Here is a 26,299-nt window from a genome sequence, read left to right on the forward strand (position 1 = left end):
GTGCACGCCATCGGAATCGACATCGGGGGCACCAAGATCGCGGGTGCGGTCGTCACGGAACTGGGCGAGATCCTCGCCGAGGACCGGGTGGCCACCAACGCTGCGGACCCGGACGCCATGCTCGACGACGTGGTCGCGATGGTGTCGCGGCTGCGGAGCGCCTACGACGTGAGCGCGGTCGGCGTCGCCGCCCCCGGCTTCATCGACGCCTCGCAGTCGATCGTCTACTACACGCCGAACATCCGCTGGCGGAACGAACCGCTGCGCCAGAAGCTGCAGCAGCGCATCGGCGACCTGCACATCACCGTCGACAACGACGCCAACGCCGCGGGCTGGGCCGAGTTCCGCTTCGGCGCAGGCCGGCTCGTGTCCGACATGACCATGCTGACGATCGGCACCGGGGTCGGTGGCGCGATCGTGACCGAGGACCGCCTGTTCCGCGGTGGCTTCGGCACCGGCGGCGAGATCGGGCACCTCCGGATCGTCCCGAACGGCCTGCCGTGCGGCTGCGGCGCCCGTGGCTGCATCGAGCAGTACGGCTCCGGCCGCGCCCTGCAGCGGATGGCGAACGACGTCGCCGACGCCGGCGGCATCGGCCAGGCGCTGGCCGACGCCCGTGCGGCGAACGGCGGCGAGCTCGACGGCCACATCGTCGGGGACCTCATCCTCGCCGACGACCCCGGTGCCCTCGCGGCCCTCCGCCGGCTCGGTCGCCACCTCGGCGAGGCCTGCGCCTCCCTGTCCGCGGTGCTCGACCCGCAGCTGTTCGTCTTCGGCGGCGGCGTCGCGAGCGCGGGGGACCGGCTGCTCGACCCGATCAAGCAGGCGTACCTGTCGAACCTGCCGGCCCGGGGCTACCACCCGGAACCCGACTTCGTGATCGCGGAGCTCGTCAACGACGCCGGCGTCGTCGGCGCGGCCGACCTCGCCCGGATCCACGCCCGCACGGCGTAGGTCCGTCCCGGAGCACTGAGGAGTCGACGATGACCTACTGGCTGCTGAAGAACTTCCTGCTCGGCCCGCTCATCCTCACCCTCTTCCGGCCGTGGGTCGTGGGTCGCGAACACGTCCCCGCCAAGGGGCCGGTGATCTTCGCGTCGAACCACATCTCGTTCATCGACTCGGTGATCCTGCCGGCCGTGCTCGACCGGCGGGTGTCGTTCCTGGCGAAGAGCGACTACTTCACGGGCCGCGGGCTCAAGGGCTGGGCGACGAAGACCTTCTTCAACGCGATCGGGCAGCTCCCGATCGACCGCTCCGGCGGCAAGGCGTCCGAGGCGTCCCTGCGTGCCGGCCTGCAGGTCCTCGCGCGCGGCGAGCAGCTCGGCATCTACCCGGAGGGCACCCGCAGCCCGGACGGCAAGCTCTACCGCGGCCGCACCGGCATCGCCCGGATGATCCTCGAGGGCCGGGTCACCGTGGTCCCCGTCGCCATGGTCGGCACGCGCGAGGTGCAGCAGATCGGGCAGCGCATCCCGAAGTTCAAGCGCGTCGGGGTCGTGTTCGGCAAGCCGCTCGACTTCTCGCGCTTCGAGGGGCTCGAGACCGACCGGTTCATCCTCCGCAGCGTCACCGACGAGGTCATGCACGAGCTCGCCGGGCTGAGCCGCCAGGAGTACGAGGACGTCTACGCGACGAGCGTCAAGGACCGCGCGAGTTCGGCGCGCGAGCAGGTCCTCAAGGGCAAGGTCACACGGAATGGGCGCGGCACCGCCGCACGTTAGGATTCGAAGGTCCCGCGTCCGCGGGACGGCCACCCCTTCGAGAGGTACCACCCTTGTTCGAGTCGACCGACTTCGTCGCCCTGCAGGATCCGGACGCGATCGAGGGGCTCGACTATTGGCGGACGCTCCCGATCAAGCAGCAGCCCTCGTGGCCGGACCCGGCCGCCGCCGAAGCGGCCTCGGCCGAGATCGCCACGCTGCCGCCGCTCGTCTTCGCGGGCGAGGTCGACAAGCTCCGCGAACGGCTCGCCGCCGCCGCGCAGGGCCGGGCGTTCCTGCTGCAGGGCGGTGACTGCGCCGAGACCTTCGCCGGCGCCACCGCGGACTCCATCCGCGACCGCGTGAAGACGATCCTGCAGATGGCGGTCGTGCTCACGTACGGCGCGTCGATGCCCGTCATCAAGATGGGCCGGATGGCCGGGCAGTTCGCCAAGCCGCGCTCGAGCGACTTCGAGACCCGCGGCGACGTCACGCTGCCCGCCTACCGCGGCGACATCGTGAACGGCTACGACTTCACGCCGGAGTCCCGCCAGGCCGACCCCCGCCGGCTCGTGCAGGGGTACCACACGGCCGCGTCGACCCTCAACCTCGTCCGCGCCTTCACCCAGGGGGGCTTCGCCGACCTGCGCCAGGTGCACTCGTGGAACAAGGGGTTCGCGTCGAACCCGGCGAACGCCCGGTACGAGCACCTCGCGCAGGAGATCGACCGCGCCATCCGGTTCATGGACGCCTGCGGTGCGGACTTCGACGAGCTCAAGCACGTCGAGTTCTACGCCTCGCACGAGGGGCTCCTCATGGACTACGAGCGCCCGATGACCCGCATCGACTCGCGCTCGGGCCAGGCGTACGACACCTCCGGGCACTTCATCTGGATCGGTGAGCGCACGCGTGACATCGACGGCGCCCACGTCGACTTCCTGTCGCGCGTGCGGAACCCGATCGGCGTCAAGCTCGGCCCGACCACGAGCGTCGACGACATGAAGGCCCTGGTCGACAAGCTCGACCCGAACCGCGAGCCCGGCCGCCTGACGTTCATCACCCGCATGGGCGCCGGCAAGATCCGCGACGAGCTGCCCAAGCTGCTCGAGGCGATCAAGGGCATGGACGCCAACCCGCTGTGGGTGACGGACCCGATGCACGGCAACGGCCTGACCACCCCGACCGGGTACAAGACGCGGCGCTTCGACGACGTCGTGGACGAGGTCCTCGGGTTCTTCGAGGCCCACCGCGAGGTCGGGACCTACCCGGGCGGCATGCACGTCGAGCTCACCGGTGACGACGTCACGGAGTGCCTCGGCGGGTCGGAGCACATCGACGAGGCCACCCTCGCGACGCGCTACGAGTCGCTGTGCGACCCGCGGCTGAACCACATGCAGTCGCTCGAGCTGGCGTTCCTCGTGGCCGAGGAGCTCGGCGCGCACCCGCACGTGCGCGCGTAGCGCGCCGCGCCCCCGAGTCTCGGGGCGTCGGCCCCGAGTCTCGGGCTCAGCGACCGATCACGTGGCCGCGGCCCCGAGAAGTGTCGCCCAGCGCGAGACTCGGCTCCGCACCGACGGACGGGAGGCGCGGTGCCAGCCCGCACCGCGCCTCCCGTCCGCCGTTCGCGCACCCCCACGGCGCGGGCCGAGTCTCGGGGTAGGCGACAGTTCTCGCCCGCCGGACCGCGAGAGACGTCGCCCAGCCCGAGACTCGGCTCCGCACCGACGGAGGCGCGCGCCTACTGCTTGTAGGCCAGCGTGACCGTGTCGCCGCGGTGCACCGTGGTGTTCGGCGCCGGGTCCGTGCCGGACACGGGGAGCGAGGCCTTCCAGTCGTAGAAGCCGCACAGGATGTTCGTGCAGTCCGGGACGGAGACCTTGAGCCCGAGGGCCTCGAGCGTCGACGTGGCGTCGTTGATCGTCTTCCCCTGGACGTCCGGCAGCGAGATCGGCGCCGGCCCCTTCGACACGACGACGTCGATCGCCGTGCCCTTCACGACGGGGTCGTCGTGCGGCTTCGCGGAGATGATCTGCCCCTCGGGGACGTCGTCGCTGAACCGGCCGTCCTGCGTGCCGACGGTGAGGTCCACCGCGCCGAGGTCCGCGGTGGCCTGGTCGACGGTCTTCCCGACGACGTCCGGCACCGGGCCGAGCGAGACCGTGAGCGTCACGGGCCCGCGTTCGCCGTAGGTGTCGACGGTGGTGAGGTCGATGGTCTTCCCGTCGGTGCCGAGACCCGTGGCGGCGATGACGGTGTCCTTCGCGGCGTCGGCGGAGAACTGGTACTGGTCGTCCTGCAGCTCGAAGTCGTCGTCGAGCGCCGCGGTGACCGTCGAGATCGGCTGCCCGACGATCGCGGGCAGCGGGATCATCTTCGGGCCGTTCGAGACGACGATCTGGACGGACGTGCCCTTCTGGACCTCTCGCCGCGCGGCCGGCCTCGTCGTCGAGACCTGGCCCTTCGCGACCACGGCGTCGAACCGGGCGGCGGTCGTGGACGCGGTGTGCAGGCCCTGCGCCTCGAGCAGCTGCCGTGCCTGCGAGACGGACTTCCCGGTGACCTCGGGGATCCGCACGTTGCCCCACGGCCCGGGGCCGAACGCCCAGCCGATCGTCCCCCCGATGGCCATGATCACGAGGACGACGACGAGGGCGATCCACCCGCGCTTCCGGCGCTTGGCGGACTTGTCGGCGAGACGCTGCCCGGCGGGGGAGAGCGCACCCGGCTGCGACCCGGTGCGCCGCGGGCCGGGGGCGTTGCGACCCGGCCGGCCGGCGGGCTGCTGCCCGGACGACCGCTGCCCGGCGGGCTCGAGGATCGTGGTCGCGTCGCCCGAGTCCGCGGAGGACGGCGACGAACCACCGGCCGGGAGGATCGCGGTCGCGTTCTCGGGGCGCAGCACGGCCGTCCGGTACTGGCCGGTCGCGCGCTGCTGGTTGCCCGCCATGTGGTCGAGCATCTCGCGGGCGTCGCTCGGCCGGTCGTCGGGGTTGCGTGCGGTGGCCCAGGCCACGAGGTCGTCGAGCTCCGGCGGGACACCGGGTACGGCGTCGCTCGGCGCGGGGACGGTGTCGTTCGCGTGCTGGTACGCGATCTGCATCGGCTGCTCGCCCTTGTACGGCTGCTCGCCGGTGAGCATCTCGTAGAGCATGATGCCGAGCGCGTAGATGTCGCTGCGCGAGTCGGCGGCGCCGCGAGTGACGAGCTCGGGAGAGAGGTACGCGATCGTGCCGAGGAGCGCCGCCCCGGTCGCGGTGTTCGCGGTGGTCGCCCGCGCGAGGCCGAAGTCGCCGAGCTTGATGCGGCCGTCGTCGGCGAGCAGGACGTTCTCGGGCTTGAGGTCGCGGTGCACGATGCCGGCACGGTGGGCCGACGCGAGTCCGGCGAGGACGGCGCGGAGGATGTCGGTGGCCTGCTCCGGCGTGAGCGCGTGGTGCTCCTGGAGGAGGTCCCGGAGCGTGATGCCCGGGATGTACTCCATGACGATGTAGGCGGTGTCGTCCTCGGCGCCCTGGTCGTACACGCCGACGAGGTTCGGGTGGGAGAGCCGGGCGGCGGAACGGGCCTCCTGGATGAAGCGCTCCCGGAAGGCCTGGTCGTCGGCCAGGTGCCCGTGCATGATCTTGATCGCGACCCGGCGCTCGAGGCGCACGTCGGTGGCGAGGTACACCGTCGCCATGCCGCCCCGGGCGATGCGCGAGCGCACGCGGTAGCGGTGATCGATCATGCGACCGATCATCGGGTCCGTGGCGGCGTTCGTGGTCATCGGCGGCATTCTACGAATCGGGACTGCACGGACCCGCACCGGCGCACCGGTCGTGTCCGAATCTCGATCTTGCGGATGACTCGCTTCCGCAGGGCGACCAGGTTCAGAGCGACGCGAGCAGGTTCTTCGCGGTCTGCTCCCACTGCGCGTAGGCCTTCGGGTACGCGGAGACCTGGACGGCCTGCGCCGCCGTGGTCACGTTCATCGTCGACCAGCCCGGGACGTCGAGCAGGCCCCTGGTGTGGCCCGGGTTGCCGGTGAAGAACCGCTTCGCTGCCGTCGTCGGGTCCTGCAGCGCCGCCGCGGACCCCCAGCCCTGGCTCGGGCGCTGCTGGAAGAGGCCGACCGAGTCGCGGTCGCCGTACGGGAGGTTGCGGAGGCTCGACTCCTGGATCGCGGCCGCCAGGGCGATGACGATGCCGTGGTCGGACACCCCGAGGGACCGGCCGACCGACACGATCGTGGCGGCGTTGCCCCGCTGCTCCGCGGAGAGGGACGGTCCGGACGACGGGAGGACGAGTGTCTTGCCGGCGTAGATCGTGCTCGTGTACGTGAGGCCGTTCGCCGAGAGGAGCGACGACACCGACACGCCGTGCGCCGAGGCGATCGACGCGATCGTGTCGCCCGCCCCGATCTTCACGCTGCCGGCACGAGCCGACGAGGCCGACGACCCGGCCGACGACGACCCGGTCGACGTCGCGGCGACCGGTGCCGCCGCAGCGGAGCCCGCGGACGGCACGCGCAGCGTCTGCCCGGGGTAGATCACCGAGCGCTGCGACAGCTTGTTGGCGCTGAGCAGCGCCGTGGTGGACACGCCGACCCGGGCCGCGATGCCCGACACGGTGTCGCCCTGCTTGACGTGGTAGCTCCCCGTGCTGGACGCCCCCGAGGTCGCGGACGCCGTGGTCACCGACGGGGTGGACGCGAGGTGCAGTGTCTGCCCGGGGTGGATGATCGTGTTCCAGCCGAGGCCGTTGCGGACGAGCACCTCCTGCGCGGACAGACCGTAGCGGGCGGCGATGCCCGACACGGTGTCGCCCTGACGGACGGTGTAGTTCGTGGGCACAGTCGTGGTGGACGCCGTCGAGACCGCGGCGACCGTCGTGACCGTGGTCTGCGACGGGCGCGCCACGGCGGTGCCGAAGACCGGTCGGTCGCCGACGTTGCGGTCCTCGTCGACGTGCCGCTTGTTCGCGTTGTCGTCGTGCTGGGGTTCGGCGTGGGCGACCGGTCCGGTGAGTCCGGCGGTCACCGCGATCGTCCCGGCGAGGACGATGGGCATGGTGGCGAACCTGGCGGATCGTGCGCGCCGGGCGGCTTCGTCTGCAGAGTTGTCCACGGGTTTCTCCTGTCCTAGCGGTGAGCCGTGCGCGTGCGTGCGCACTCACAGGTGGCTCCACGCTGGCATGGCGTGATTTACAAGTCAACCAGAGAGCCTGATGTTGCGCATGTGACCAATGTGACGAACGAGTCGGTGTGCGGCTCGCGGTGGACCTGGCAACATGGGGCGCGTGAGTGCTGCACCCGACGACGACCTGAACCTCTCCGAGCGCTGGCTGACCGTCCCCGAGCTGGTGGACCTCTTCAGCACCAGCCCCGGCCGGATCCACCGCCTGTTCGAGGACAAGACCCTCCTGGCGGCCCGGATCGGCGGAGTCCTCCGCGTGCCGAGCGAGTTCATCGAGGACCGCGAGCCGCTGCCCGAACTGCGCGGGACGCTCACCGTCCTCGGCGACAACGGCTTCACCGACGACGAGGCCGTGCGCTGGATGCTCACCGTCGACGACGCCATCGGCACCTCGCCGATCGCCGCGCTGCGCGCGGGCCGCAAGGCCGAGGTACGTCGCATCGCCCAGTCGCTGCTCTAGACGTCCCCACCGACGGACGGGAGGCGCGGTGCCAGCTGGCGCCGCGCCTCCCGTCGGTCAGGCGGTTGCGTCTCCTGCTGTCCGCGTCTACGCGACGCGGCGGCTGACCGTGTCGGCCAGCGCGATGAGCTGCTCGCGCGCGGACGGCGTCAGTGGAGCCGCCTCGATCGCGGCCTTCGCGCGCTGCACGTGCCGCTCGATCGATCGCTCGACCGCGGCCACCGCACCGGACTCGGTGAGGGTCGCGCGGAGCATCTGGACCTGCGCCTCGTCGAGGTCGGGGTCGCCGAGGAGCTCGTCGAGGAGCTGTCGGGGGCCGCTCGCGAGGGTCTTCCGCGCGGAGGCGATGAGCACGGTGCGCTTGCCCTCGCGCAGGTCGTCGCCGGCGGGCTTGCCGGTGACCTCGGGGTCGCCGAAGACGCCGAGCATGTCGTCGCGGAGCTGGTAGGCGACGCCGAGGGGGAGCCCGAACGCCCGGAGCCCCTCGAGCTGCGCCTCGCTCGCGCCGGCGACGAGGGCGCCGATCACGAGGGGCGCTTCGATCGAGTACTTCGCCGACTTGAAGACGATGACGCGCTGGGCACGGACGAGGTGCTCGGCCTCGTCGATCGTCGGCCACGCCGTCTCTTCGTGCACGTCGAGGTACTGCCCGGCCGTGACGTCGAGCCGCATGGTGTGGAACTCCTGGCGGACGATCCGTCCTCGCGCGGGGTCGAGGAGCGCGAGCCCCTCGTCGAAGACGGCGTCGCTCAGGGAGAGCAGGAGATCGCCCAGCAGCAGTGCCGAGTTCGTGCCGTACTGCCCGCGGTCGCCCGCCCAGCCGGACCGCTCGTGCAGGGACTCGAAGCGCCGGTGCGCGGCCGGACGCCCGCGACGGGTGTCCGAGCGGTCCATGATGTCGTCGTGCACCAGGGCCGCGGCGTGGAAGATCTCGAGCGCGGCGGCGACGGTGACGATCGCTTCCGCCGTGGTCTGGCGCGAGCCCTCGGCCAGGGGGTCGAACGACCCCGAACGCCCCGCCACCGACTGCCAGCCCCAGTAGCAGAACAGCGCCCGGAAGCGCTTGCCCCCGGAGAGCAGATCGCGGGCGTACTCGTCGAACGGCGCGAGGTCCGGACTGATCGCGGCGAGCCGTTCGCGTTGGTCGTCCAGCGCCCGGTCGATCCGCGCCGACACGAGGTCCACTAATCGCGTACTCTCAGCCACACTCCCTACCCTAGTGGAGCGGTCGAGTCGTAGACTCGGTGCACCTCAACCACGCGTCGATCCCAAGAACAAGAGGGAACACAGATGCCACTCTCGGAGCAAGAGCAGCGACTCCTCGAAGAGATGGAGCGGAGCCTCTACCAGAACGACTCCGACTTCGTGGCGCGTGTCACGCGCCGCCAGGGCCGTCCGACCTACACCGCCATCACGCTCGGGGTGCTCGGCGCCCTCGTCGGTGTCGCGGTCGTCATCCTCGGGCTCGTCTTCAAGGCGCCGGTCATCGGGATCCTCGGGTTCGTCGTGATGCTCGCCGGTGTCCTGTTCGCACTGCGTCCCGGCATGCGGGTCCCCAAGGCGAAGGCGCCTCGGGCCGGCAAGTCCTCCACGGGCGGGGCGTCCCGTCCGAGCACCGGCGGCGGCGGGTCCTTCATGGACCGGATGAACGACCGCTGGGACAAGCGGAACGACCAGAGCTAGGCGGCTCTCCACTCTCCTCCACGGGGTCGGTCCTTCGGGACCGGCCCCGTTTCGTGTGCCCGGGGCCGGGGCCGGCCGGGCCCGCCCGGCGTCCGCCGAGCGGGCACTTTCCGTCACGCTCGGCACGCCCGCCCGGCCGATCCCGCCCGCTCGGCGCCCGGCGCGCGGCGTGTCCCGCCCGCTCGGCGCCGTGCGGCGGGCAGTGCTGGTTGCCCGGCCGAGTGCCGCTCTGGGCTGGCCCGTGTTCGCCGAGCGGGCACTATCCGTCACTCTCGGCACCCCCGCCCGGCCGGTTTCGCCCGCTCGGCGGTGGGCGCGCGGCGAGTCGTGCCCGTTCGGCGCCAGGCGGCGGGCGGGCGCGCGGGTGGCCCCGGTGACCGAGGCGAGTGTTGCCCGCGTCGGCGGGGGTTCGGCGAGCGGGCGATATCTGTCACGGTCGCCGTTCCCGCGCGGCCGGTTTCGCCCGCTCGGTGATGGGCGTGCGGCGAGTCGTGCCCGTTCGGCGCCGTGCGGCGGGCCGACGCGCGCGCAGGTCCGGGCGCTCGGGTGGGTGCGGCCCGGCCGGCGGGGGTTCGGCGAGCGGGCGGTATCCGTCACGCTCGGCGCGGCCACGCGGCCGGTTTCGCCCGCTCGGCGGCAGGCGTGCGGCGGGTCGTGCCCGTTCGGTGGGTGGGGGCGGGGCCCGCGGGGGAGGGGGGGGCGGAGCGCGCGGGGCGGGGGCGCGCCCGGATGAGGGGGTGGGGGCGCGAAGGCCCTCCACTTCGCTCCACCTGCTCCACATCCCTCCACCGGGGCGTTCTGGCCCGGAACGACGGCCTTCTCTGCGCCGCGATCGTCGGCCGAGCGACCCCAGTACGGGGCACGGAGGCGATTCGCAGCCCGTTTTCCTGGGCAGGGGGAGGGGAGTGGAGTAAAGTGGTGCACACAACGGTCCGGTGGAGCGGAGGGGAGGCCCGACGTGCTGCTCGGTACCCATGCCCCGAAGCTCGACGAGAAGGGTCGCGTGATCCTCCCCGCCAAGTTCCGGGACGAATTGTCCGGGGGGCTCGTCATGACCCGCGGGCAGGAGCGCTGCGTCGTCGTCTACAGCGCGGACACGTTCGAGCAACTGCACGAGCGCATCCGCACCGCACCGATGACCTCGAAGCGCACTCGGGACTACATGCGTCTGTTCCTCTCCGGGGCCAGCGCAGAACAGCCCGACAAGCAGAACCGCGTCACCATCCCGCAGAACCTCCGCGAGTACGCGGGGCTCGAGCGGGACCTGACGGTCATCGGCAGCGGTGACCGTGCCGAGATCTGGTCGACCCCCGCGTGGGAGGCCTACTACGCCGAGGTCGAAGAGGGCTTCGCCGACAACGACGAGGAGGTGATCCCGGGGATCTTCTGATCCGTGGATCGGGACTCCCAGCCGTGGAGCCCTGACACCCCTTCCCCGGTGTCAGGTCGCATGGATGGGGATCCGGACCCGCGGCCCGGAAGACGAGGGGCTGCACATGGCAGACGATGAGGACCAGCGCTTCCCGCACACTCCGGTGATGCTCGAGCGCATCGTCGACCTCTTCACGCCGACCCTGGAGGGCCCCGGCAAGGTCGTCGTGGACGCGACGCTCGGCATGGGCGGCCACTCCGAGGGCCTGCTCGAGCGGTTCCCGGAGCTCACGCTGATCGGGCTCGACCGCGACACGGACGCGCTCGGCATCGCGGGGGACCGCCTCGCTCGGTTCGGTGACCGCGTCCGGCTCGTGCACACGGTCTACGACGGCATCGCCGAGGCGATCGAGGGCGAGGGCTTCCGGTCGGTCGACGGCGTGCTGTTCGACCTCGGGGTGAGCTCGCTGCAGCTCGACCGCGCCGAACGGGGCTTCGCCTACAGCCAGGACGCACCGCTCGACATGCGGATGGACCGGACCGAGGGGCAGACCGCGGCCGACGTCCTCGCGACCTACGACGAAGGCGAGCTGCGGCGGATCTTCCAGCGCTACGGCGAGGAGAAGCTGGCCGGCCGCTACGCCCGGGCGATCGTCGAGCGCCGGACGACCAAGCCGTTCGAGATGTCCGGCGACCTCGTGCAGGTCCTGCACGACGCGACCCCGGTGGCGATCCAACGCCAGGGGCACCCGGCCAAGCGGGTGTTCCAGGCTCTCCGCATCGAGGTGAACGCCGAACTCAGCGTCCTCGAGCGGGCCATCCCGGCAGCACTCGACGCCATCGCGGTCGGTGGCCGCATCGTCGTCGAGTCCTACCAGTCCCTCGAGGACCGCATCGTCAAGCGGGCACTCACCGCCCGGACGAAGTCGAGCGCCCCCGCCGGACTCCCGGTGGAGCTCCCCGAACACGCCCCGACCTTCTCCCTGGTCGTCAAGGGCGCCGAACTGGCCGACGAGGCCGAACGCGCCGCCAACCCACGAGCAACCCCCGTGCGCCTGCGCGCGGCCGAGCGGATCCGGAAGTGACATGAGCACGAACCTCGCACTCGTCGACCCCGCCGTCGTCCCGTCCCGTGCACCGCGCCCGGCCCGGCGCGACCGCCCGGAGCTCGTCGAGGTCACGCCGACGAAGGCCCAGCGCCGCGCACGCCCCCGCATCGCCTACGCGGTGGTGGCGGTGGGCGCCCTCGGCCTCCTGCTCCTCGCGCAGCTCGGCATCAGCATGGTCCTCAGCCAGGGCGCCTACACGCTGAGTTCGCTCGGCACCGAGCAGACGAACCTGGCCCGCACGCAGCAGTCGCTCTCCGAGGAGCTCCGGGTCCTCGACTCGCCGCAGAACCTGGCGCGCAACGCCCAGGCCCTCGGGATGATCGCGAACTCGACGCCGGTGTACCTCGACCCGAAGACCGGCCGAGTGTACGGCACGCCCACGCCGGCGGTCGCCGACCAGGCCACGGCCAGCACCGAGAACCAGGTGCCGAACTCGCTGCTCAACGACGTGCCACTCGCCGCCAAGCAGGGCGACACGTCGACGAGCAAGGAGAGCGGGTCGACCACCGGCAGCGACGCGAAGAGCGGCGACGCGAAGACCGACACGAAGACCGACACGACCACCGACGCTGGGAAGACCACAGGCTCCAGCGCGTCGGCCGGGGCTTCCTCGACCACCGACGTAGAGTCCGACGCGAACCAGCTCCAGGCGCCGTCCACCCGGTGACCCGGAGGTCGGGACCGGCACGTCGGGACCCGCACGTCGGGCCCCGTCAGTCGGGACACCACCGACGCACCACCGCTCCACCCGGGAAGGACCGCACCGCGTGACGAAGACGATCCGAAGCCGACGACTGCGCTACAGCGTCGTGATGATCGCCGTGATCGCCCTCGTGGCAGTCTTCGTGATCCGTCTCGTCGACATCCAGGTGGTCCAGGCCGCCTCGCTCAACGAGCTCTCGAAGGAGAAGCGGAGCATCCCGGTCACGATCTACGGCACCCGCGGCTCGATCGTCGACCGCGACGGCGCGGAGTTGGCCGACAGCGTCACGCGGTACAACATCACCACCGCGCCGCGTCTGGTGAAGAAGTTCCAGGGCAAGCTCGGCGGGACCCGCATCAAGGACGTCAGCGTCAACGCTGCGCTGACGGCACTGGCGAAGGCGTCCGGCGGCGACCTCGCGACGATGCGGAAGAACATCGCCGCCGACCCCGACTCGGACTTCGCGTACCTGGTCAAGGGCCTCGACGTGAAGCACTACGAGGCGGTGACGGCACTCGGCATCCCGTGGATCTACAAGGAGCAGCAGGCCTCCCGCGTGTACCCGACCGGAGCGACGACCGGCAACATCACCGGCTTCATGGGCACCGACGGCGCCCAGGCGGGCCTGGAGTACGCGTACGACAAGTGCCTCGCCGGCTCGAACGGCTCCGAGACCTACGAGCGCGGGTCCGACGGGGTGCAGCTCCCCGGCAGCACCGTGACGACCAAGGAAGCCAAGGACGGCGGGACGCTCGAGACCACCATCGACAGCGACCTGCAGTACATGGCGGAGCAGACCATCGCCTCGGCCGCGAAGCAGCTGCAGGCCGAGTCGGCGACCGCGACGGTCACGAGCGTGAAGACGGGCGAGCTCCTCGCCGTGGCGGACTACCCGACCGTGGACCCGAACGACGTCGACGCGACCACGGACAAGGGTGCCTTCAGTTCGCGTGCGCTGACGGCCACGTACGAGCCGGGTTCGACGATCAAGGCCGCGATCGCCGCTGCGCTGATCGACCAGGGCAAGTCGAGCCCGACCGATCAGGCGGTCGTGCCGTACTCGCGGACGTTCCCCTGGGGCGGCACGATCCACGACTCCGAGTTCCACCAGACCGAGAACCTGACCCTCACGGGCATCCTCCGCGACTCGTCGAACGTCGGCATCACCGAGCTCGGCGAGCGGCTCACCGCGCAGCAGCGGTACGACTACATGCAGAAGTTCGGGCTGTTCGAGCCGGAGTCGGCGATCGAGTACCCGGGCCAGCCGTCGATGGACTACGGCACGAGCCCGAACTGGGACCAGCAGACGAACATCAACTCGATGTTCGGCCAGGGCATCTCGACGACCGCGGTCCAGGTCGCGAGCATCTTCCAGACCATCGCCAACGACGGTGTCCGCATCCCGCTGCACTTCGTCAAGGGGTGCGAGACGGCCGACGGCAAGACGATCGACGCGCCCGACGTGCAGGGGACGCGCGTCGTGTCCGCGAGCGCCGCGACGCAGGTCACCGACATGCTGCAGAGCGTGGTCACCGGCGGCACGCTCGTCGGCATGAAGCCGATCTCGGGCTACAACATCGCCGCGAAGACCGGAACGGCCGAGGTCGCCGAGGGGTCGAAGGGCTACGGCTCGCAGCGCATCACGTCGGTGGCCGGAATGGCACCCGCCGAGGACCCCCAGTATGTTGTCACGGTGACGTTCACGAAGCCGCAGGCCAACAAGTGGTCCAGCGGAGCGGCTCCGGCGTTCCGCACTCTCATGTCCCAGGTGCTCGAGAAGTACCGAGTAGCCCCCTCCACGACGCAGGCGAAGACCTACCCGTCCACGTGGTGAGGAAGAAGGAGCACTTGTCCGCACGGATCCCCCCGGTCCTCCGACCCGAACACCCGACCCCGAGGGCCGTGGCCGAACTCGCGAACGCGTTCGGTCTGCGTGTCGTCGGCTCGGTCGATGCCGTCGAGACGACCGGTGTCACCCTGAGCGCCTCCGAGGTGCAGCCGGGTGACCTCTTCGTCGGCGTGCACGGTGCGAACCGGCACGGCGCGGAGTTCTCCGCCGAAGCCGCCGAGCGCGGTGCCGTCGCGGTGCTGACCGACGCTGCGGGCGTCCCGCACGCCCAGGCCGCCGGCCTCCCCGTGCTCGTCGTCGACGACCCCCGAGCGGCCCTCGGCGACGTCGCGGCGTGGGTCTACCGGACCCACGCGGAGGGAGCCACCGACCTGCCGCAGCTGTTCGCCGTCACCGGCACGAACGGCAAGACGAGCACGTCGTACATCCTCGAGGGGATCCTCAAGCAGCTCGGGCTCGTCACGGGCCTCAGCTCCACCGCCGAGCGCCACATCGGCACGCTCAGCGTCACGAGCCGGCTCACCACGCCCGAGGCCAGCGAGATGCACGCCCTCCTCGCCCGGATGCGCGAGAGCGAGGTCCGCGCGGTGGCCGTCGAGGTGAGCGCGCAGGCCCTCAGCCGGCACCGGGTCGACGGCATCGTCTTCGACGTCGCGGCCTTCACGAACCTGTCGCACGACCACCTCGACGACTACGCCGACATGGAGGAGTACTACCAGGCGAAGCTCCCGCTGTTCCAGCCCGAGCACGCCCGCCGCGGCGTCGTCTCCCTGGACACGGACTGGGGCCACCGCGTGGTGCAGGACTCCCGGATCCCGGTCACGACCATCACGGTGCACTCCGACGTCGAGGCCGAGTGGCACGTCGACATCGTCGAGGCCCACGCCGCCTACACCGAGTTCCGCCTGACCGGTCCCGAGGGCCGCGAACTCACCACACGTGTGCCCCTCATCGGCTGGCACATGGCGGCGAACGCGGCACTCGCGATCGTCATGCTCGTCGAGGGCGGCTTCGAGCTGGGCGCGATCGCCCAGGCGCTCCAGAGCAACCACCGGCAGTACGCGGACCAGACCGCGGAACACCCCGTGTCCGCGATCGAGTGCTACCTCCCCGGCCGCACCGAGCGGGTCTCCGGCGACACCGGACCCAGCGTGTACGTCGACTTCGGGCACAGCCCCGACGCGTTCGAGAACACCCTCGCGGCGGTCCGACAGTTCACGTCCGGCCGGGTCCTCATGCTGTTCGGCGCCGACGGCGACCGCGACAAGACCAAGCGCGCCGACATGGCCCGCATCGCCGCCGCCGGGTCGGACATCCTCGTCGTCACCGACCACCACCCCCGCTTCGAGGACGCCGCGTCGATCCGGAAGACCCTGGTCGACGCCGCGCGCGAGGCGTTCCCCGACCACGAGCTCTACGAGGTCAGCCCGCCGGAAGCCGCGATCCGCAAGGCCGTGAGCCTCCTCGGCGACGGCGACTCGATCCTCTGGGCCGGCCCCGGTCACCAGGACTACCGCGACATCCAGGGCGTCCGCACCCCGTACTCGGCACGCGACGAGGCCCGGCAGGCCCTCCGCGAAGCCGGATGGGAGCCGAACGCCGGCCCAGCCGACGGCACCCGCGCCGAGGGCACCCGATGATCGCGCTCACCCTCGCCGAGATCGCCACCGCGGTCGGCGGCGAGCTGATCGCCGGTGCCCAGGCGACCGACGTGGCGGACCAGGGCGACCTGGTCGTGGAGGGCACGGTCGAGACCGACTCCCGGCTCGTCCGTCCCGGCAGCGTGTTCTTCGCGCTCCCGGGCGAGGTCACCGACGGGCGCCGCTTCGTGCCCGCCGCGACCGAGGCCGGTGCCGCGCTCGTCATCACGCCCGAACGGGTCGAGACGACCGCGCCGCAGATCGTCGTCCAGGACGGCTACGAGGCCCTCGCCGCGCTCGCGCACGAGGTCGTCACCCGCGTCCGGACGGCCAGCGCCGACCGCGTCGACACCGAGGGCCGCCCGGCGCCGCTCCGGGTCGTCGGCATCACGGGATCGAACGGCAAGACGAGCACGAAGAACATGCTCCGCACGATCCTCGAGCAGCACGGCGAGACCGTCGCACCGCAGGGGTCGTTCAACAACCACGTCGGCGCCCCGATCTCGATGCTCCGGATCACCCACGACACCCGCTACCTGGTCGTCGAGATGGGCGCGAGCGGCGTCGGCCACATCGCGAAGCTCGTCTCGATCGCCGAACCGGACACCGGTGTCGTCCTCAAGGTGGGCCTTGCGCACGCCGGCGAGTTCGGCGGGATCGAGGCGACGCAGCGCGCCAAGTCGGAGATGGTCACCGACCTCCCGGCCACCGCGACCGCACTGCTCAACGTGGACGACGACCGCGTCGCGTCGATGCGCGCGCTGACGGCTGCCCACGTGGTCGGCTTCGGCACGTCGGCGGAAGCCGACTACCGCATCTCCGGCATCGAGACGGACCGCAGCGGCACCCGCTTCACCCTCACCGCGCCTCCCGTCCGCCAGGGAGGCGACCGTCCGACGGACGCGACCCAGCCTGGAGGCGCGGATCGCCTCCCCGAGACCGTCGACGTCCGCCTCGCCATCCTGGGTGAGCACCACGCCATGAACGCGTCAGCCGCGCTCACGGTGGCGCACCTCTGGGGCGTCCCCCTCGCCACCGGCGCCGAGGCGCTCGCGTCGATGACGCGAGCCGAGCGCTGGCGCATGGAGCTCCTCCAGGGCGGCGCGGAGGGCGTGACGGTCATCAACGACGCGTACAACGCGTCCCCCGACTCGACCGCAGCGGCGCTGCGGACCCTGGCGCAGATCGTGCGTCCGGGGGAGCGGACCGTCGCCGTGCTCGGCGAGATGGCCGAGCTCGGCGAGTTCTCCGTCGAGGAGCACGACCGCATCGGTCGACTCGTCGTCCGTCTCGGTATCGGGCAGCTCGTGGTCGTCGGCCGCGGCGCCCTGCCGATCCACCAGGCCGCCACCCTCGAGGGATCGTGGGACGGCGAGTCCGTGTTCATCGAGGACGTCGACGACGCCGTCCACTCCCTGCAGGACATGCTCCGCCCCGGCGACGTCGTCCTCGTCAAGTCCTCGAAGTCCGCCGAACTGCGATTCCTCGGCGACCGCCTCGGAGGTGTCACCGAATGATCGCCCTCCTGATCGCCGGCGCCGTGTCGCTGGTGTTCACACTGCTGCTCACGCCGTTCTTCATCAAGCTGTTCCACCGCCTCGGCTGGGGACAGTTCATCCGTGACGACGGCCCGCAGTCGCACCACACCAAGCGCGGGACCGCGACGATGGGCGGCATCGTCCTCATCATCGGCGCGGTGCTCGGGTACTTCGTCGGACATCTGGTCGGTCGCGACTCCGTGACGCTGTCGGGCCTCCTCGTGCTGTTCCTCATGGTGGGCCTCGGGTTCGTCGGGTTCATCGACGACTTCCTCAAGGTCCGCAGGCAGCGGAGTCTCGGCCTCGGCGGCTGGGCGAAGATCCTCGGTCAGGTCATCGTCGGCGTGATCTTCGCGACGGTCGCCCTCGTGGTGCCGGCGTCGAACGGCAAGCCGCCGGCGTCCACGATGATCTCGGCGATCCGGGACGTCCCGTGGCTCGACTTCATGGCGCTCGGCACGGTGATCGGCACCATCCTGTTCCTCGCGTGGATCGTCCTGCTGACGGTCTCGACGTCGAACGGCGTGAACGTGGCCGACGGACTCGACGGGCTGGCCACCGGCTCGAGCATCCTCGCGATCGGGTCGTACGTCATCATCGGCTTCTGGCAGTCGAACCAGCTGTGCGGTGGTGCCCGGCTCGACGCCAGCACCGAGCACGCCTGCTACACCGTGACCAACCCGCTCGACCTCGCGGTCGTCGCGGCCGCGGTCTGCGGCGGGCTGATCGGGTTCCTCTGGTACAACACCTCGCCGGCGCAGATCTTCCTCGGCGACACCGGCTCGCTCGGCCTCGGCGGCGCCCTGGCCGGCCTGGCGATCCTCAGCCGGACCGAGCTCCTGCTCGTCCTCATCGGTGGTCTGTTCTTCATCGTCACCGGCTCGGTCATCCTGCAGCGGGCCTACTTCAAGATCACCCACGGCAAGCGGATCTTCCGGATGAGTCCGCTGCACCACCACTTCGAGCTGAAGGGGTGGGCCGAGGTGACCGTCGTCGTCCGGTTCTGGATCATCGCGGGGCTCTGCGTCGCCGCGGGGGTCGGACTCTTCTACCTGGAATGGATCGCACGAGTTGGTTGACGCCCGCCTGGAAGGTCTCGACAGCTGGTACGCGGAGGGCTGGAAGGGGCTGAACGTCGCCGTCCTCGGGCTCGGTGCCACCGGGTTCTCGGTCGCCGACACCCTCGTCGAGGTCGGCAGCGACGTGACGGTCTACTCGACCGACGCGCCCTCCGACAGCGTCGAGCTGCTCGACGTCATCGGCGCGCGGTTCGTGCAGACGCCGCTGGACTCGGTGCCCGACGCCCTCGAGGCGCAGGCGCCGGACGTCGTCATCGTGTCGCCGGGCCTGCCGCCGCACAACGCCACCGTGCAGTGGTCCGTCGCGAACAGCACCGTCTGGGGTGACATCGAGCTCGCCTGGCGCGTGCGCGACAAGGTCGTCCGCGGGCCGGTCGCCGCCCCGTGGGTGACGATCACCGGGACGAACGGCAAGACCACCACCACGCAGCTCGCGACCGCGATGTTCACGGCCGGCGGCCTGCGGGCGGTGGCGTGCGGCAACATCGGCGTGCCCGTGCTCGACGTCGTCCGCGACCCGGACGGTTACGACGTGCTCGTCGTCGAACTCTCCAGCCACCAGCTGCACTACATGCCGACGACCGGCGACGGCGCCGTGGTGCCGCTCGCGAGCACCTGCCTCAACATCGCCGACGACCACCTCGAGTGGCACGGTTCCGCCGAGGCGTACCGCGCGGCGAAGGCCAAGGTCTACGAGCGCACCGTCATGGCGTGCGTGTACAACACGACCGACGAGGTCACCCGGCACATGGTCGAGGACGCCGACGTCGTCGAGGGCTGCCGCGCCGTCGGGTTCGGGCCCGGTGTCCCCGCGCCCGGTGACGTCGGGATCGTCGAGGACGTCCTGTGCGACCGCGCCTTCGCCGAGAACCGGCAGAGCAGCGCACTCGAGCTCGCGACGGTCGCCGACCTCGAGCAGGCCGGGCTCGCCAGCCCGCACATGACGATGAACGTCCTCGCCGCCGCGGCCCTCGCCCGCGCGGCTGCCGTGCAGCCCAGTGCGATCCGCGCCGCCGTGCAGGGGTTCCGGGCGGACCACCACCGCACCGAGCTCGTGGCGACCGCCGACGGCATCACCTGGGTGGACGACTCGAAGGCGACGAACCCGCACGCGGCGACCGCGTCGCTGGCGTCGTTCGACACCGTGGTGTGGATCGTCGGTGGGCTGTTCAAGGGCGTCGACATCGACGGACTCGTCGAGCGGTTCGGCCCGGACGTGCGCGCCGTCGTGGTGATCGGGACCGACCGCGGGCCCGTGCTCGAGGCATTCGCACGACACGCGCCCGGGGTGCCCGTCCTGCAGGTCGAAGCAGCGGACACTGATCAGGTCATGCCCGAGGCGGTCCGGCATGCCGCATCGGTCGCGAGACCGGGCGACACGGTCCTCCTCGCCCCGGCCGCGGCGTCGTTCGACCAGTTCGGCTCCTACGCGGACCGGGGGCGTCGATTCGCGGCGGCGGTCCACGAGCACCTGGGAGGAAACGCCGATGGCGACGACGGATCTTCCGAGCGGCCGTAGCGGGTCGGAAACGACGCGTCCCCGAGCGGCGACGACGGATCTTCCGAGCAGCAGTAACCGCTCCGAGACGACACAGGCGCGCCCGGCCGGTCGGTCCGCCACGGGCCGCCGCACCAACGGCGCGGTCATCGCCGTCAAGAACGTCTTCGTCGCCGAGTCGAGCACCTTCTACACGATCCTCGGCGTCACCCTCTTCCTCGTCGTCTTCGGCGTCGTCATGGTGCTGTCGTCCTCGAGCGTGGAGCAGTACGCCGCGACGCACGACTTCTTCGGCGCAGCGTCCCGCCAGGGCCTCTACGCCGTCCTCGGCGTCCCCCTGATGCTCATCGCGTCCCGCCTGCCCGCCCGCTTCTGGCGGAAGTGGGCGATGTGGATCGTCGGGGTCGGCCTCGTCGTCCAGGCGCTCGTCGTGCTCACCCCGCTCGGCTACTCGATCCAGGGCAACCGGAACTGGATCCGGGTCGGGTCCTTCACCGCCCAGCCGTCCGAGATCCTCAAGCTCGCGCTCGTCCTCGGCATCGGCGCGATCCTGTACGTCAAGCGCGAGAAGCTCGACGACTGGAAAGAGGTCTTCATCCCGATCGGGATCGCCTCGCTCGGCTCCATCGGGCTCGTCCTCGTCGGCGGCGACCAGGGCACGGCGATGATCATGCTCATCCTCGTGTTCGGCGCGCTCTACGTCGGCGGGGCCCGCGCGCGGCACCTGCTCGTCGGGGTCGTCGCGATCGCCGTCCTGCTGCCGTTCGTCACGATGGCGTCCAGCTCCCGCCAGTCCCGCATCGGCGCCTGGCTGTCCGGCTGCACCGACACGAGCCAGTACCAGGACCTGTGCTGGCAGCCGACCCACGGCATGTGGGCGCTCGCGTCCGGCGGCGTGTTCGGCGTGGGCCTCGGCAACTCGAAGGCGAAGTGGTCGTGGCTGCCCGAGGCGGACAACGACTACATCTTCGCGATCATCGGCGAGGAGCTCGGGCTCGTCGGCGCCGTCGTCGTGCTCGCCCTGTTCGTGGTGCTCGCGGTCGGCATGATCAAGGTCATCCGGCAGTCGAACGACCCGTTCGTGAAGACCGTCACCGGCGGCGTCCTCGCCTGGATCATCGGCCAGGCGCTCGTGAACATCGCCGTGGTGCTCGGCCTGCTGCCGGTCCTCGGCGTCCCGCTCCCACTCATCTCGGCCGGTGGCTCGGCGCTCATCATGACCTTGGTCGCGATCGGTGTCGTGCTCTCCTTCGCCCGCGACCTGCCCGGCAAGAACAGCCAGGTCGGCGCACCCACCCGCACCACCCTGAACGGAACACTCCGGTGAGCACCTACCTCTTCGCCGGCGGTGGCACCGCCGGGCACGTCAACCCGCTGCTCGCGGTCGCCGACCGGCTGACCGAACGCGCGCCCGACGCCGAGGTCCTCGTCCTCGGCACCGCCGAGGGCCTCGAGTCCCGACTCGTCCCGATGCGCGGCTACGACCTGCTGACGATCCCGCGCCTGCCCTTCCCGCGGAAGCCGAACGCCGCCGCCCTCCGGTTCCCCGGAGCCTTCTGGCGTGCGGTCAAGCGCACCGAACAGCTCATCCGCGAGCACGACGTCGAGGTCGTCCTCGGCGTCGGCGGCTACGCGGCCGCCCCGGCGTACATCGCCGCCCGGCGCACGGGCACCCCGCTCGTGGTGCACGAGCAGAACGCCAAGCCCGGGCTCGCGAACCGGCTCGCGGCGTTCCTCACCGACCACGTCGGCGTCACCTTCTCGAACACGCGCCTGCGGCACGGCCGGGTCGTCGGGATGCCGCTCCGCCGCGAGATCGAGTCGCTCGACCGCCGCGCGAGCCGCGCCGAGGGCCTGGCGGAGTTCGGCCTCGACGCCGACCGCCCGGTGCTGCTCGTGACGGGCGGTTCCTCGGGAGCGCGGAGCATCAACCGCACCGTGAACCGTGCCGCGGCGACGATCGTCGGTGCCGGGTGGCAGGTGCTGCACGTCGTCGGCGGGAAGTCGGACATCGGCCCGAGCGACCTCGACGGGTACCACGTGCTGCCGTACTGCGACCGGATGGATCTCGCGTACGCCGCGAGCGACTTCGTGGTGTCGCGGTCCGGCGCCGGCATGGTGTGCGAGCTCACCGCCGTCGGGCTGCCGAGCGTCCTGGTGCCGTACCCTGTCGGCAACGGCGAGCAGCGGCACAACGCGAAGGACGTCGTCGACGCCGGGGGAGCGGTGCTCGTGGCGGACGCGGAATTCGACGAGGACTGGGTGACGTTCCAGCTCCTGGACATCCTGCAGGACCGTGCCCGGATCGCGGACATGACCGTGCGGGCGGGCAGCGTCGGACACCGCGACGGCGCCGACCGGATGACCGACCTCGTGCTCGACGCGGCGAGGACCGCGACGAAGAACACCGGCACCACGAACACCGGCACCACGAACACCGGCACCACCACCGGCACCACGGAGGAACCATGACCATCAAGCCGGACCTGACCCAGCCGATCCCCGACGACCTCGGCACGGTCCACTTCGTCGGCATCGGCGGCTCCGGCATGAGCGGCATCGCCCGGCTCTTCCTCGCCGCCGGCCACCGCGTGACGGGCAGCGACTCCAGCGAGACCGCCACCACCGGCACCATGCGCGACCTCGGCGCCGAGGTCCACATCGGCCACGACGCCGCGAACGTCGGCGACGCGGACACCATCGTCGTGACGAGCGCCCTCTGGCCGGACAACCCCGAACTGCTCGAGGCCCAGCGCCGCGGCCTGCCCGTCCTGCACCGCTCCCAGGCCCTCGCCGCCCTGATCGCCGAGCACCGGCTCGTCGCGGTGGCCGGAGCGCACGGCAAGACCACCTCGACGGGCATGATCGTCACCGCGCTGGTCGAGCTCGGGCTCGACCCGAGCTTCGTCAACGGCGGCGTCATCCAGTCGCTCGGCACGAGCTCCGCACCAGGTGGCAGCGACCTGTTCGTGGTCGAGGCCGACGAGTCCGACGGCTCCTTCCTGCTGTACGACGTCGCCGTGGCCCTCGTCACGAACGTCGACGCCGACCACCTCGACCACTACGGCAGCGAGGACGCCTTCATCGAGGCGTTCGTCGAGTTCACGGCCAAGGCGTCCGAGCGGGTCGTCATCTCGAGCGACGACGCCGGGGCGAAGACCGTCACGGCCGGGCTCCGGGCCCGCGCCGACGCGCCGGAGATCGTCACGTTCGGTGAGGCGGTCGACGCCGACGTCCGGATCGAGGGCATCACCGAGTCCGCCGGGGTCGAGGTCGACTTCCGCGTCGGCGGCACCGCGTACCACCTGACCCTCCGCGTGCCCGGTCGCCACAACGCGATCAACGCCGTCGGTGCCTTCGCCGTCCTGACCGGACTCGGCGTCGCGCCAGAGGACGCCGTCCGCGGCATCGAGGCCTTCGGCGGGACCCAGCGCCGGTTCGAGCTGCACGGCGTCGAGCGTGGCGTGTCGGTGTACGACGACTACGCGCACCACCCCACCGAGGTCGCCGCGGCACTCCGGGCCGCGCGCAACGTCGTCGGCGACGGCCGGATCATCGCGATCCACCAGCCGCACCTGTACTCGCGCACCCGCATGATGGCCGGCGACTTCGCCAAGGTCTACGAGGAGCTCGCGGACCACACCGTCGTCCTCGACGTCTACGGCGCCCGCGAGGACCCCGAGCCCGGCGTCACCGGCGCCCTCGTGCAGGAACGCTTCACCGACCAGTCCCTGGTGGAGTTCCTGCCCGACTGGGACGACGCCGCGAAGCGCGCTGCGGAGGTGGCCCGCGACGGCGACATCATCATGACCCTCAGCTGCGGCGACGTGTACCGGATCATCCCGCAGGTGCTCGGCGCGCTCCACGACGACCCGGTCCTGTCCCGGTGAAGCGCCCAGAGGGGTTCGACGAGCGTTCGGTCCAGCCGGACGCTCCCGCCACGGGCGCCGACGCGCCCCGGCAGCGTCGCGCCCCCCGGTCGCCCCGACGTCCGTCCCGCGGTGCGCCGGTGGACGTCCAGGAGGCGCGGCCCGACCCCGCTCCGTCGGCCCCGGTCGACGAGACGGACGACGTCACGGCCCTGCTCGCCTCCGACACCCCGGTCGCGTCTCAGGAGCCGTCGACCCGCGACCGCGCGAGCGCGTTCGCGGGAGCTGCGGGCCGTCGTCTCGGCGCCGGTCTCTCCACCGTGGCGGGCCGGCTCCGCGAGTACACGCCGGACGAGGACCACCACGATCCGGAGGCCGAGCGCCGGGACGCGGCCACGCGCCCTGGAGCCGACCCGGACGCGACGGTCACCGACGTCATCGACCCGCACCGCGCCTCCAGTCCGACGGGTGGCGACGCCGGGCCGACGGCTCCGATCGGTGCCGGCGTCCGCGCTGCGGAGACCGCGCGGGAAGCCCGCGTCGCGAAGCGTCGCCGTCGGCTGCTCGAACGGGCCGAGGTGCGGCGCTTCACCCGGCGCAGCCGGCACCGTCGTGCGGCGTGGATCACCGCGGCGAGCATCGTGCTGGTGTTCGGCGTCTCGATCCTCGTGGCGGTCTTCTCGCCGCTGATGGCGCTGCAGACCATCGAGATCAAGGGCACGAACCGCGTCGACGAGACCCAGCTCCGGCAGGCGCTCTCCGACCAGGTCGGGACGCCGCTCGCCCGGTTGGACTTCGGCGCGATCAAGCGGGACATCGCCGGGTTCCCGCTCATCGAGAGCTACGTCACCGAAGAGGCGCCGCCGCACACGCTCGTGATCACCGTCACCGAGCGGACGCCGGTCGTCGCCGTGCGGTCGGGGAAGTCCTTCGACCTGGTCGACCCGGCCGGCATCGTCGTGCAGTCCTCGCCGAAGCAGCCCGCGAACATGCCGCTCGCGGACGTCGGGGGAGCGAAGCTCGGGTCGTCGGTGTTCCGGACCATGACCGAGGTGGTCCTCGCGCTGCCGTCGACGGTCCGGGCACAGGTGACGAGCGTCAAGGCGACGACGGCGGACGACGTGACGCTGAGCCTCAAGGACGGGTCGACCGTCGTCTGGGGCAACCCGGAGCAGTCAGACGCCAAGGCGGCGCTGCTCGCGGCGCTCGTGAAGGACCACGCTGCGCGGAACCCGGGTGTGGTCGTCGAGTACGACGTCAGCGCACCGGACAACGGGATCATCCGGGCGAAGCCGTAGCGGTCGCGCCAGAATTGCGGCACGCGATCGACGACACGCGGCGTGGCGGGGCGACAGTGCCCGGACGGCACCCGTAGCGTCGATGCGAGCACCACATCTACCAGCAATACCCCTGAACTTCAAGTAGAGGTTGAGGGTTCGACCGGAGGCCCGACTGACGTGACCACGAACCACAACTACCTCGCCGTCATCAAGGTCGTCGGTGTCGGCGGCGGCGGCGTGAACGCCGTGAACCGCATGATCGAGCTCGGCCTCCGCGGCGTCGAGTTCATCGCCATCAACACCGACGCGCAGGCCCTGCTGCTCAGCGACGCCGACGTCAAGCTCGACGTCGGCCGCGAGATCACGCGCGGCCTCGGCGCCGGCGCAGACCCCGAGGTCGGCCGTCGTGCCGCCGAGGACCATGCCGAGGAGATCGAGGAAGCCCTCGCGGGCGCCGACATGGTCTTCGTCACCGCCGGTGAGGGCGGTGGCACCGGGACCGGTGGCGCGCCCGTCGTGGCCCGGATCGCGAAGTCGATCGGTGCGCTCACGATCGGTGTGGTCACGAAGCCGTTCAGCTTCGAGGGCAAGCGTCGCCAGTCGCAGGCCGAGAACGGTGTCGCCGGCCTCAAGGACGAGGTCGACACGCTCATCGTCGTGCCGAACGACCGACTGCTCGAGATCTCCGACCGCGGCATCTCGATGGTCGAGGCCTTCGCGACCGCCGACCAGGTGCTCCTCGCCGGCGTGCAGGGCATCACCGACCTCATCACGACCCCGGGTCTCATCAACCTCGACTTCGCCGACGTCAAGAGCGTCATGCAGGGTGCCGGTTCGGCCCTCATGGGCATCGGGTCGTCCCGCGGGGCCGACCGTGCGATCAAGGCGGCGGAGCTCGCGGTCGCGTCGCCGCTCCTCGAGGCCTCGATCGACGGCGCGCACGGCGTGCTGCTCTCGATCCAGGGCGGGTCGAACCTCGGCATCTTCGAGATCAACGACGCCGCCCGCCTGGTGCAGGAGGCCGTCCACCCCGAGGCGAACATCATCTTCGGTGCGGTCATCGACGACACCCTCGGCGACGAGGTCCGCGTGACCGTCATCGCCGCGGGCTTCGACGGTGGCGAGCCGACGTCGCAGCAGAAGGAGCGTCGCTCCAGCTGGGTCGACCCGGACGCCGGCGCGACGGTGCCGGTGGCGTCCTCCAGCGCGATCGAGGACTCCTCGTCGCACGCTCCCTCGTGGGCGTCGCAGGAGCACGAGGCGCCGGCGCAGCGCGCCGCCGACCCGGCCTTCGACGATGACGACGACGAGCTCGACGTCCCCGACTTCCTGAAGTAAGCAGC

The 26,299-nt window shown here is 71.3% G+C and carries 21 protein-coding genes; 18 read left to right on the top strand and 3 right to left on the bottom strand.

What is annotated here, in order from left to right; all coding sequences use genetic code 11:
* The 3 genes from FS825_RS14995 to FS825_RS15005 are packed head-to-tail and all read left to right on the top strand — an operon-like array spanning position 1 to position 3,163.
* A complete protein-coding gene (locus FS825_RS14995; protein ID WP_144714450.1) occupies positions 1–954 on the top strand; it encodes an ROK family glucokinase in 954 nt (317 codons plus the stop codon).
* A 29-nt stretch (positions 955–983) separates the two neighbouring features.
* Positions 984–1,724 (top strand): lysophospholipid acyltransferase family protein, encoded by a 741-nt coding sequence (locus FS825_RS15000; protein ID WP_144714453.1) that lies wholly within the window; start codon positions 984–986, stop codon positions 1,722–1,724.
* Between the two features lie 53 nt (positions 1,725–1,777).
* Positions 1,778–3,163 carry a class II 3-deoxy-7-phosphoheptulonate synthase gene (locus tag FS825_RS15005; protein ID WP_144714456.1) on the top strand — a complete coding sequence of 462 codons (1,386 nt, stop codon included), beginning with the start codon at positions 1,778–1,780 and terminating at the stop codon, positions 3,161–3,163.
* A 278-nt stretch (positions 3,164–3,441) separates the two neighbouring features.
* On the opposite strand, the gene pknB is transcribed toward FS825_RS15005, so the two are convergent.
* Together pknB and FS825_RS15015 are read right to left on the bottom strand one after the other, a co-directional pair.
* The gene (pknB, locus tag FS825_RS15010) at positions 3,442–5,469 is read right to left on the bottom strand and encodes a Stk1 family PASTA domain-containing Ser/Thr kinase (RefSeq protein WP_144714459.1); all 2,028 of its coding nucleotides are present in this window, start codon (positions 5,467–5,469) and stop codon (positions 3,442–3,444) included.
* Between the two features lie 103 nt (positions 5,470–5,572).
* Complete coding sequence (locus tag FS825_RS15015; RefSeq protein ID WP_144714461.1) at positions 5,573–6,751, bottom strand: LysM peptidoglycan-binding domain-containing protein; 1,179 nt, start codon at positions 6,749–6,751, stop codon at positions 5,573–5,575.
* A gap of 220 nt (positions 6,752–6,971) precedes the next feature.
* Between FS825_RS15015 and FS825_RS15020 the strand changes: the two genes are divergently transcribed.
* The gene (locus FS825_RS15020) at positions 6,972–7,337 is read left to right on the top strand and encodes an Rv2175c family DNA-binding protein (protein ID WP_144714463.1); all 366 of its coding nucleotides are present in this window, start codon (positions 6,972–6,974) and stop codon (positions 7,335–7,337) included.
* Between the two features lie 87 nt (positions 7,338–7,424).
* On the opposite strand, the gene FS825_RS15025 is transcribed toward FS825_RS15020, so the two are convergent.
* Positions 7,425–8,543, bottom strand: coding sequence for a polyprenyl synthetase family protein (locus FS825_RS15025; RefSeq protein WP_144714466.1), 1,119 nt, complete (start codon positions 8,541–8,543; stop codon positions 7,425–7,427).
* 84 nt (positions 8,544–8,627) lie between these two features.
* On the opposite strand from FS825_RS15025, the gene FS825_RS15030 reads away from it, so the two are divergent.
* The 14 genes from FS825_RS15030 (at position 8,628) to ftsZ (ending at position 26,294) form a co-directional block, all read left to right on the top strand.
* Positions 8,628–9,020, top strand: coding sequence for a DUF3040 domain-containing protein (locus FS825_RS15030; RefSeq protein ID WP_144714469.1), 393 nt, complete (start codon positions 8,628–8,630; stop codon positions 9,018–9,020).
* Positions 9,021–9,978: 958 nt separating this feature from the next.
* Complete coding sequence (mraZ, locus tag FS825_RS15035; RefSeq protein ID WP_092097065.1) at positions 9,979–10,410, top strand: division/cell wall cluster transcriptional repressor MraZ; 432 nt, start codon at positions 9,979–9,981, stop codon at positions 10,408–10,410.
* Between the two features lie 106 nt (positions 10,411–10,516).
* Positions 10,517–11,476 (top strand): 16S rRNA (cytosine(1402)-N(4))-methyltransferase RsmH, encoded by a 960-nt coding sequence (gene rsmH / locus FS825_RS15040; RefSeq protein WP_144714472.1) that lies wholly within the window; start codon positions 10,517–10,519, stop codon positions 11,474–11,476.
* Between the two features lies 1 nt (position 11,477).
* Positions 11,478–12,167: a cell division protein FtsL gene (ftsL, locus tag FS825_RS15045; RefSeq protein ID WP_144714474.1), complete on the top strand. Its 690-nt coding sequence runs from the start codon at positions 11,478–11,480 to the stop codon at positions 12,165–12,167.
* A 100-nt stretch (positions 12,168–12,267) separates the two neighbouring features.
* Positions 12,268–14,037 carry a peptidoglycan D,D-transpeptidase FtsI family protein gene (locus FS825_RS15050; RefSeq protein WP_144714478.1) on the top strand — a complete coding sequence of 590 codons (1,770 nt, stop codon included), beginning with the start codon at positions 12,268–12,270 and terminating at the stop codon, positions 14,035–14,037.
* A gap of 14 nt (positions 14,038–14,051) precedes the next feature.
* Positions 14,052–15,692 (top strand): Mur ligase family protein, encoded by a 1,641-nt coding sequence (locus tag FS825_RS15055; protein ID WP_144714482.1) that lies wholly within the window; start codon positions 14,052–14,054, stop codon positions 15,690–15,692.
* Positions 15,689–17,209, top strand: coding sequence for a UDP-N-acetylmuramoyl-tripeptide--D-alanyl-D-alanine ligase (locus FS825_RS15060; protein ID WP_144714485.1), 1,521 nt, complete (start codon positions 15,689–15,691; stop codon positions 17,207–17,209). Before FS825_RS15055 ends, FS825_RS15060 begins: the two co-directional genes overlap by 4 nt.
* Positions 17,206–18,309 carry a phospho-N-acetylmuramoyl-pentapeptide-transferase gene (gene mraY, locus FS825_RS15065; protein WP_144714488.1) on the top strand — a complete coding sequence of 368 codons (1,104 nt, stop codon included), beginning with the start codon at positions 17,206–17,208 and terminating at the stop codon, positions 18,307–18,309. The genes FS825_RS15060 and mraY overlap by 4 nt, the downstream gene beginning before the upstream one ends.
* Positions 18,302–19,828, top strand: coding sequence for a UDP-N-acetylmuramoyl-L-alanine--D-glutamate ligase (murD, locus tag FS825_RS15070; RefSeq protein ID WP_144714491.1), 1,527 nt, complete (start codon positions 18,302–18,304; stop codon positions 19,826–19,828). The genes mraY and murD overlap by 8 nt, the downstream gene beginning before the upstream one ends.
* Positions 19,797–21,134 (top strand): putative lipid II flippase FtsW, encoded by a 1,338-nt coding sequence (ftsW, locus tag FS825_RS15075; protein WP_144714495.1) that lies wholly within the window; start codon positions 19,797–19,799, stop codon positions 21,132–21,134. The genes murD and ftsW overlap by 32 nt, the downstream gene beginning before the upstream one ends.
* Entirely contained in the window at positions 21,131–22,279 is a 1,149-nt protein-coding gene (gene murG, locus FS825_RS15080; RefSeq protein ID WP_260981251.1) for an undecaprenyldiphospho-muramoylpentapeptide beta-N-acetylglucosaminyltransferase, read from the top strand. The genes ftsW and murG overlap by 4 nt, the downstream gene beginning before the upstream one ends.
* On the top strand, positions 22,276–23,697 hold the full coding sequence (gene murC, locus FS825_RS15085) for a UDP-N-acetylmuramate--L-alanine ligase (protein WP_144714498.1): 1,422 nt from the start codon (positions 22,276–22,278) through the stop codon (positions 23,695–23,697). The genes murG and murC overlap by 4 nt, the downstream gene beginning before the upstream one ends.
* A 119-nt stretch (positions 23,698–23,816) precedes the next feature.
* Complete coding sequence (locus FS825_RS15090) at positions 23,817–24,974, top strand: cell division protein FtsQ/DivIB (protein WP_144714501.1); 1,158 nt, start codon at positions 23,817–23,819, stop codon at positions 24,972–24,974.
* Between the two features lie 159 nt (positions 24,975–25,133).
* A complete protein-coding gene (gene ftsZ / locus FS825_RS15095; RefSeq protein ID WP_144714504.1) occupies positions 25,134–26,294 on the top strand; it encodes a cell division protein FtsZ in 1,161 nt (386 codons plus the stop codon).
* The last annotated feature ends 5 nt before the right edge of the window (positions 26,295–26,299 follow it).

The sequence above is a fragment of the Curtobacterium pusillum genome (assembly GCF_007680845.1).
Classification (GTDB): Bacteria; Actinomycetota; Actinomycetes; order Actinomycetales; family Microbacteriaceae; genus Curtobacterium; species Curtobacterium pusillum_B.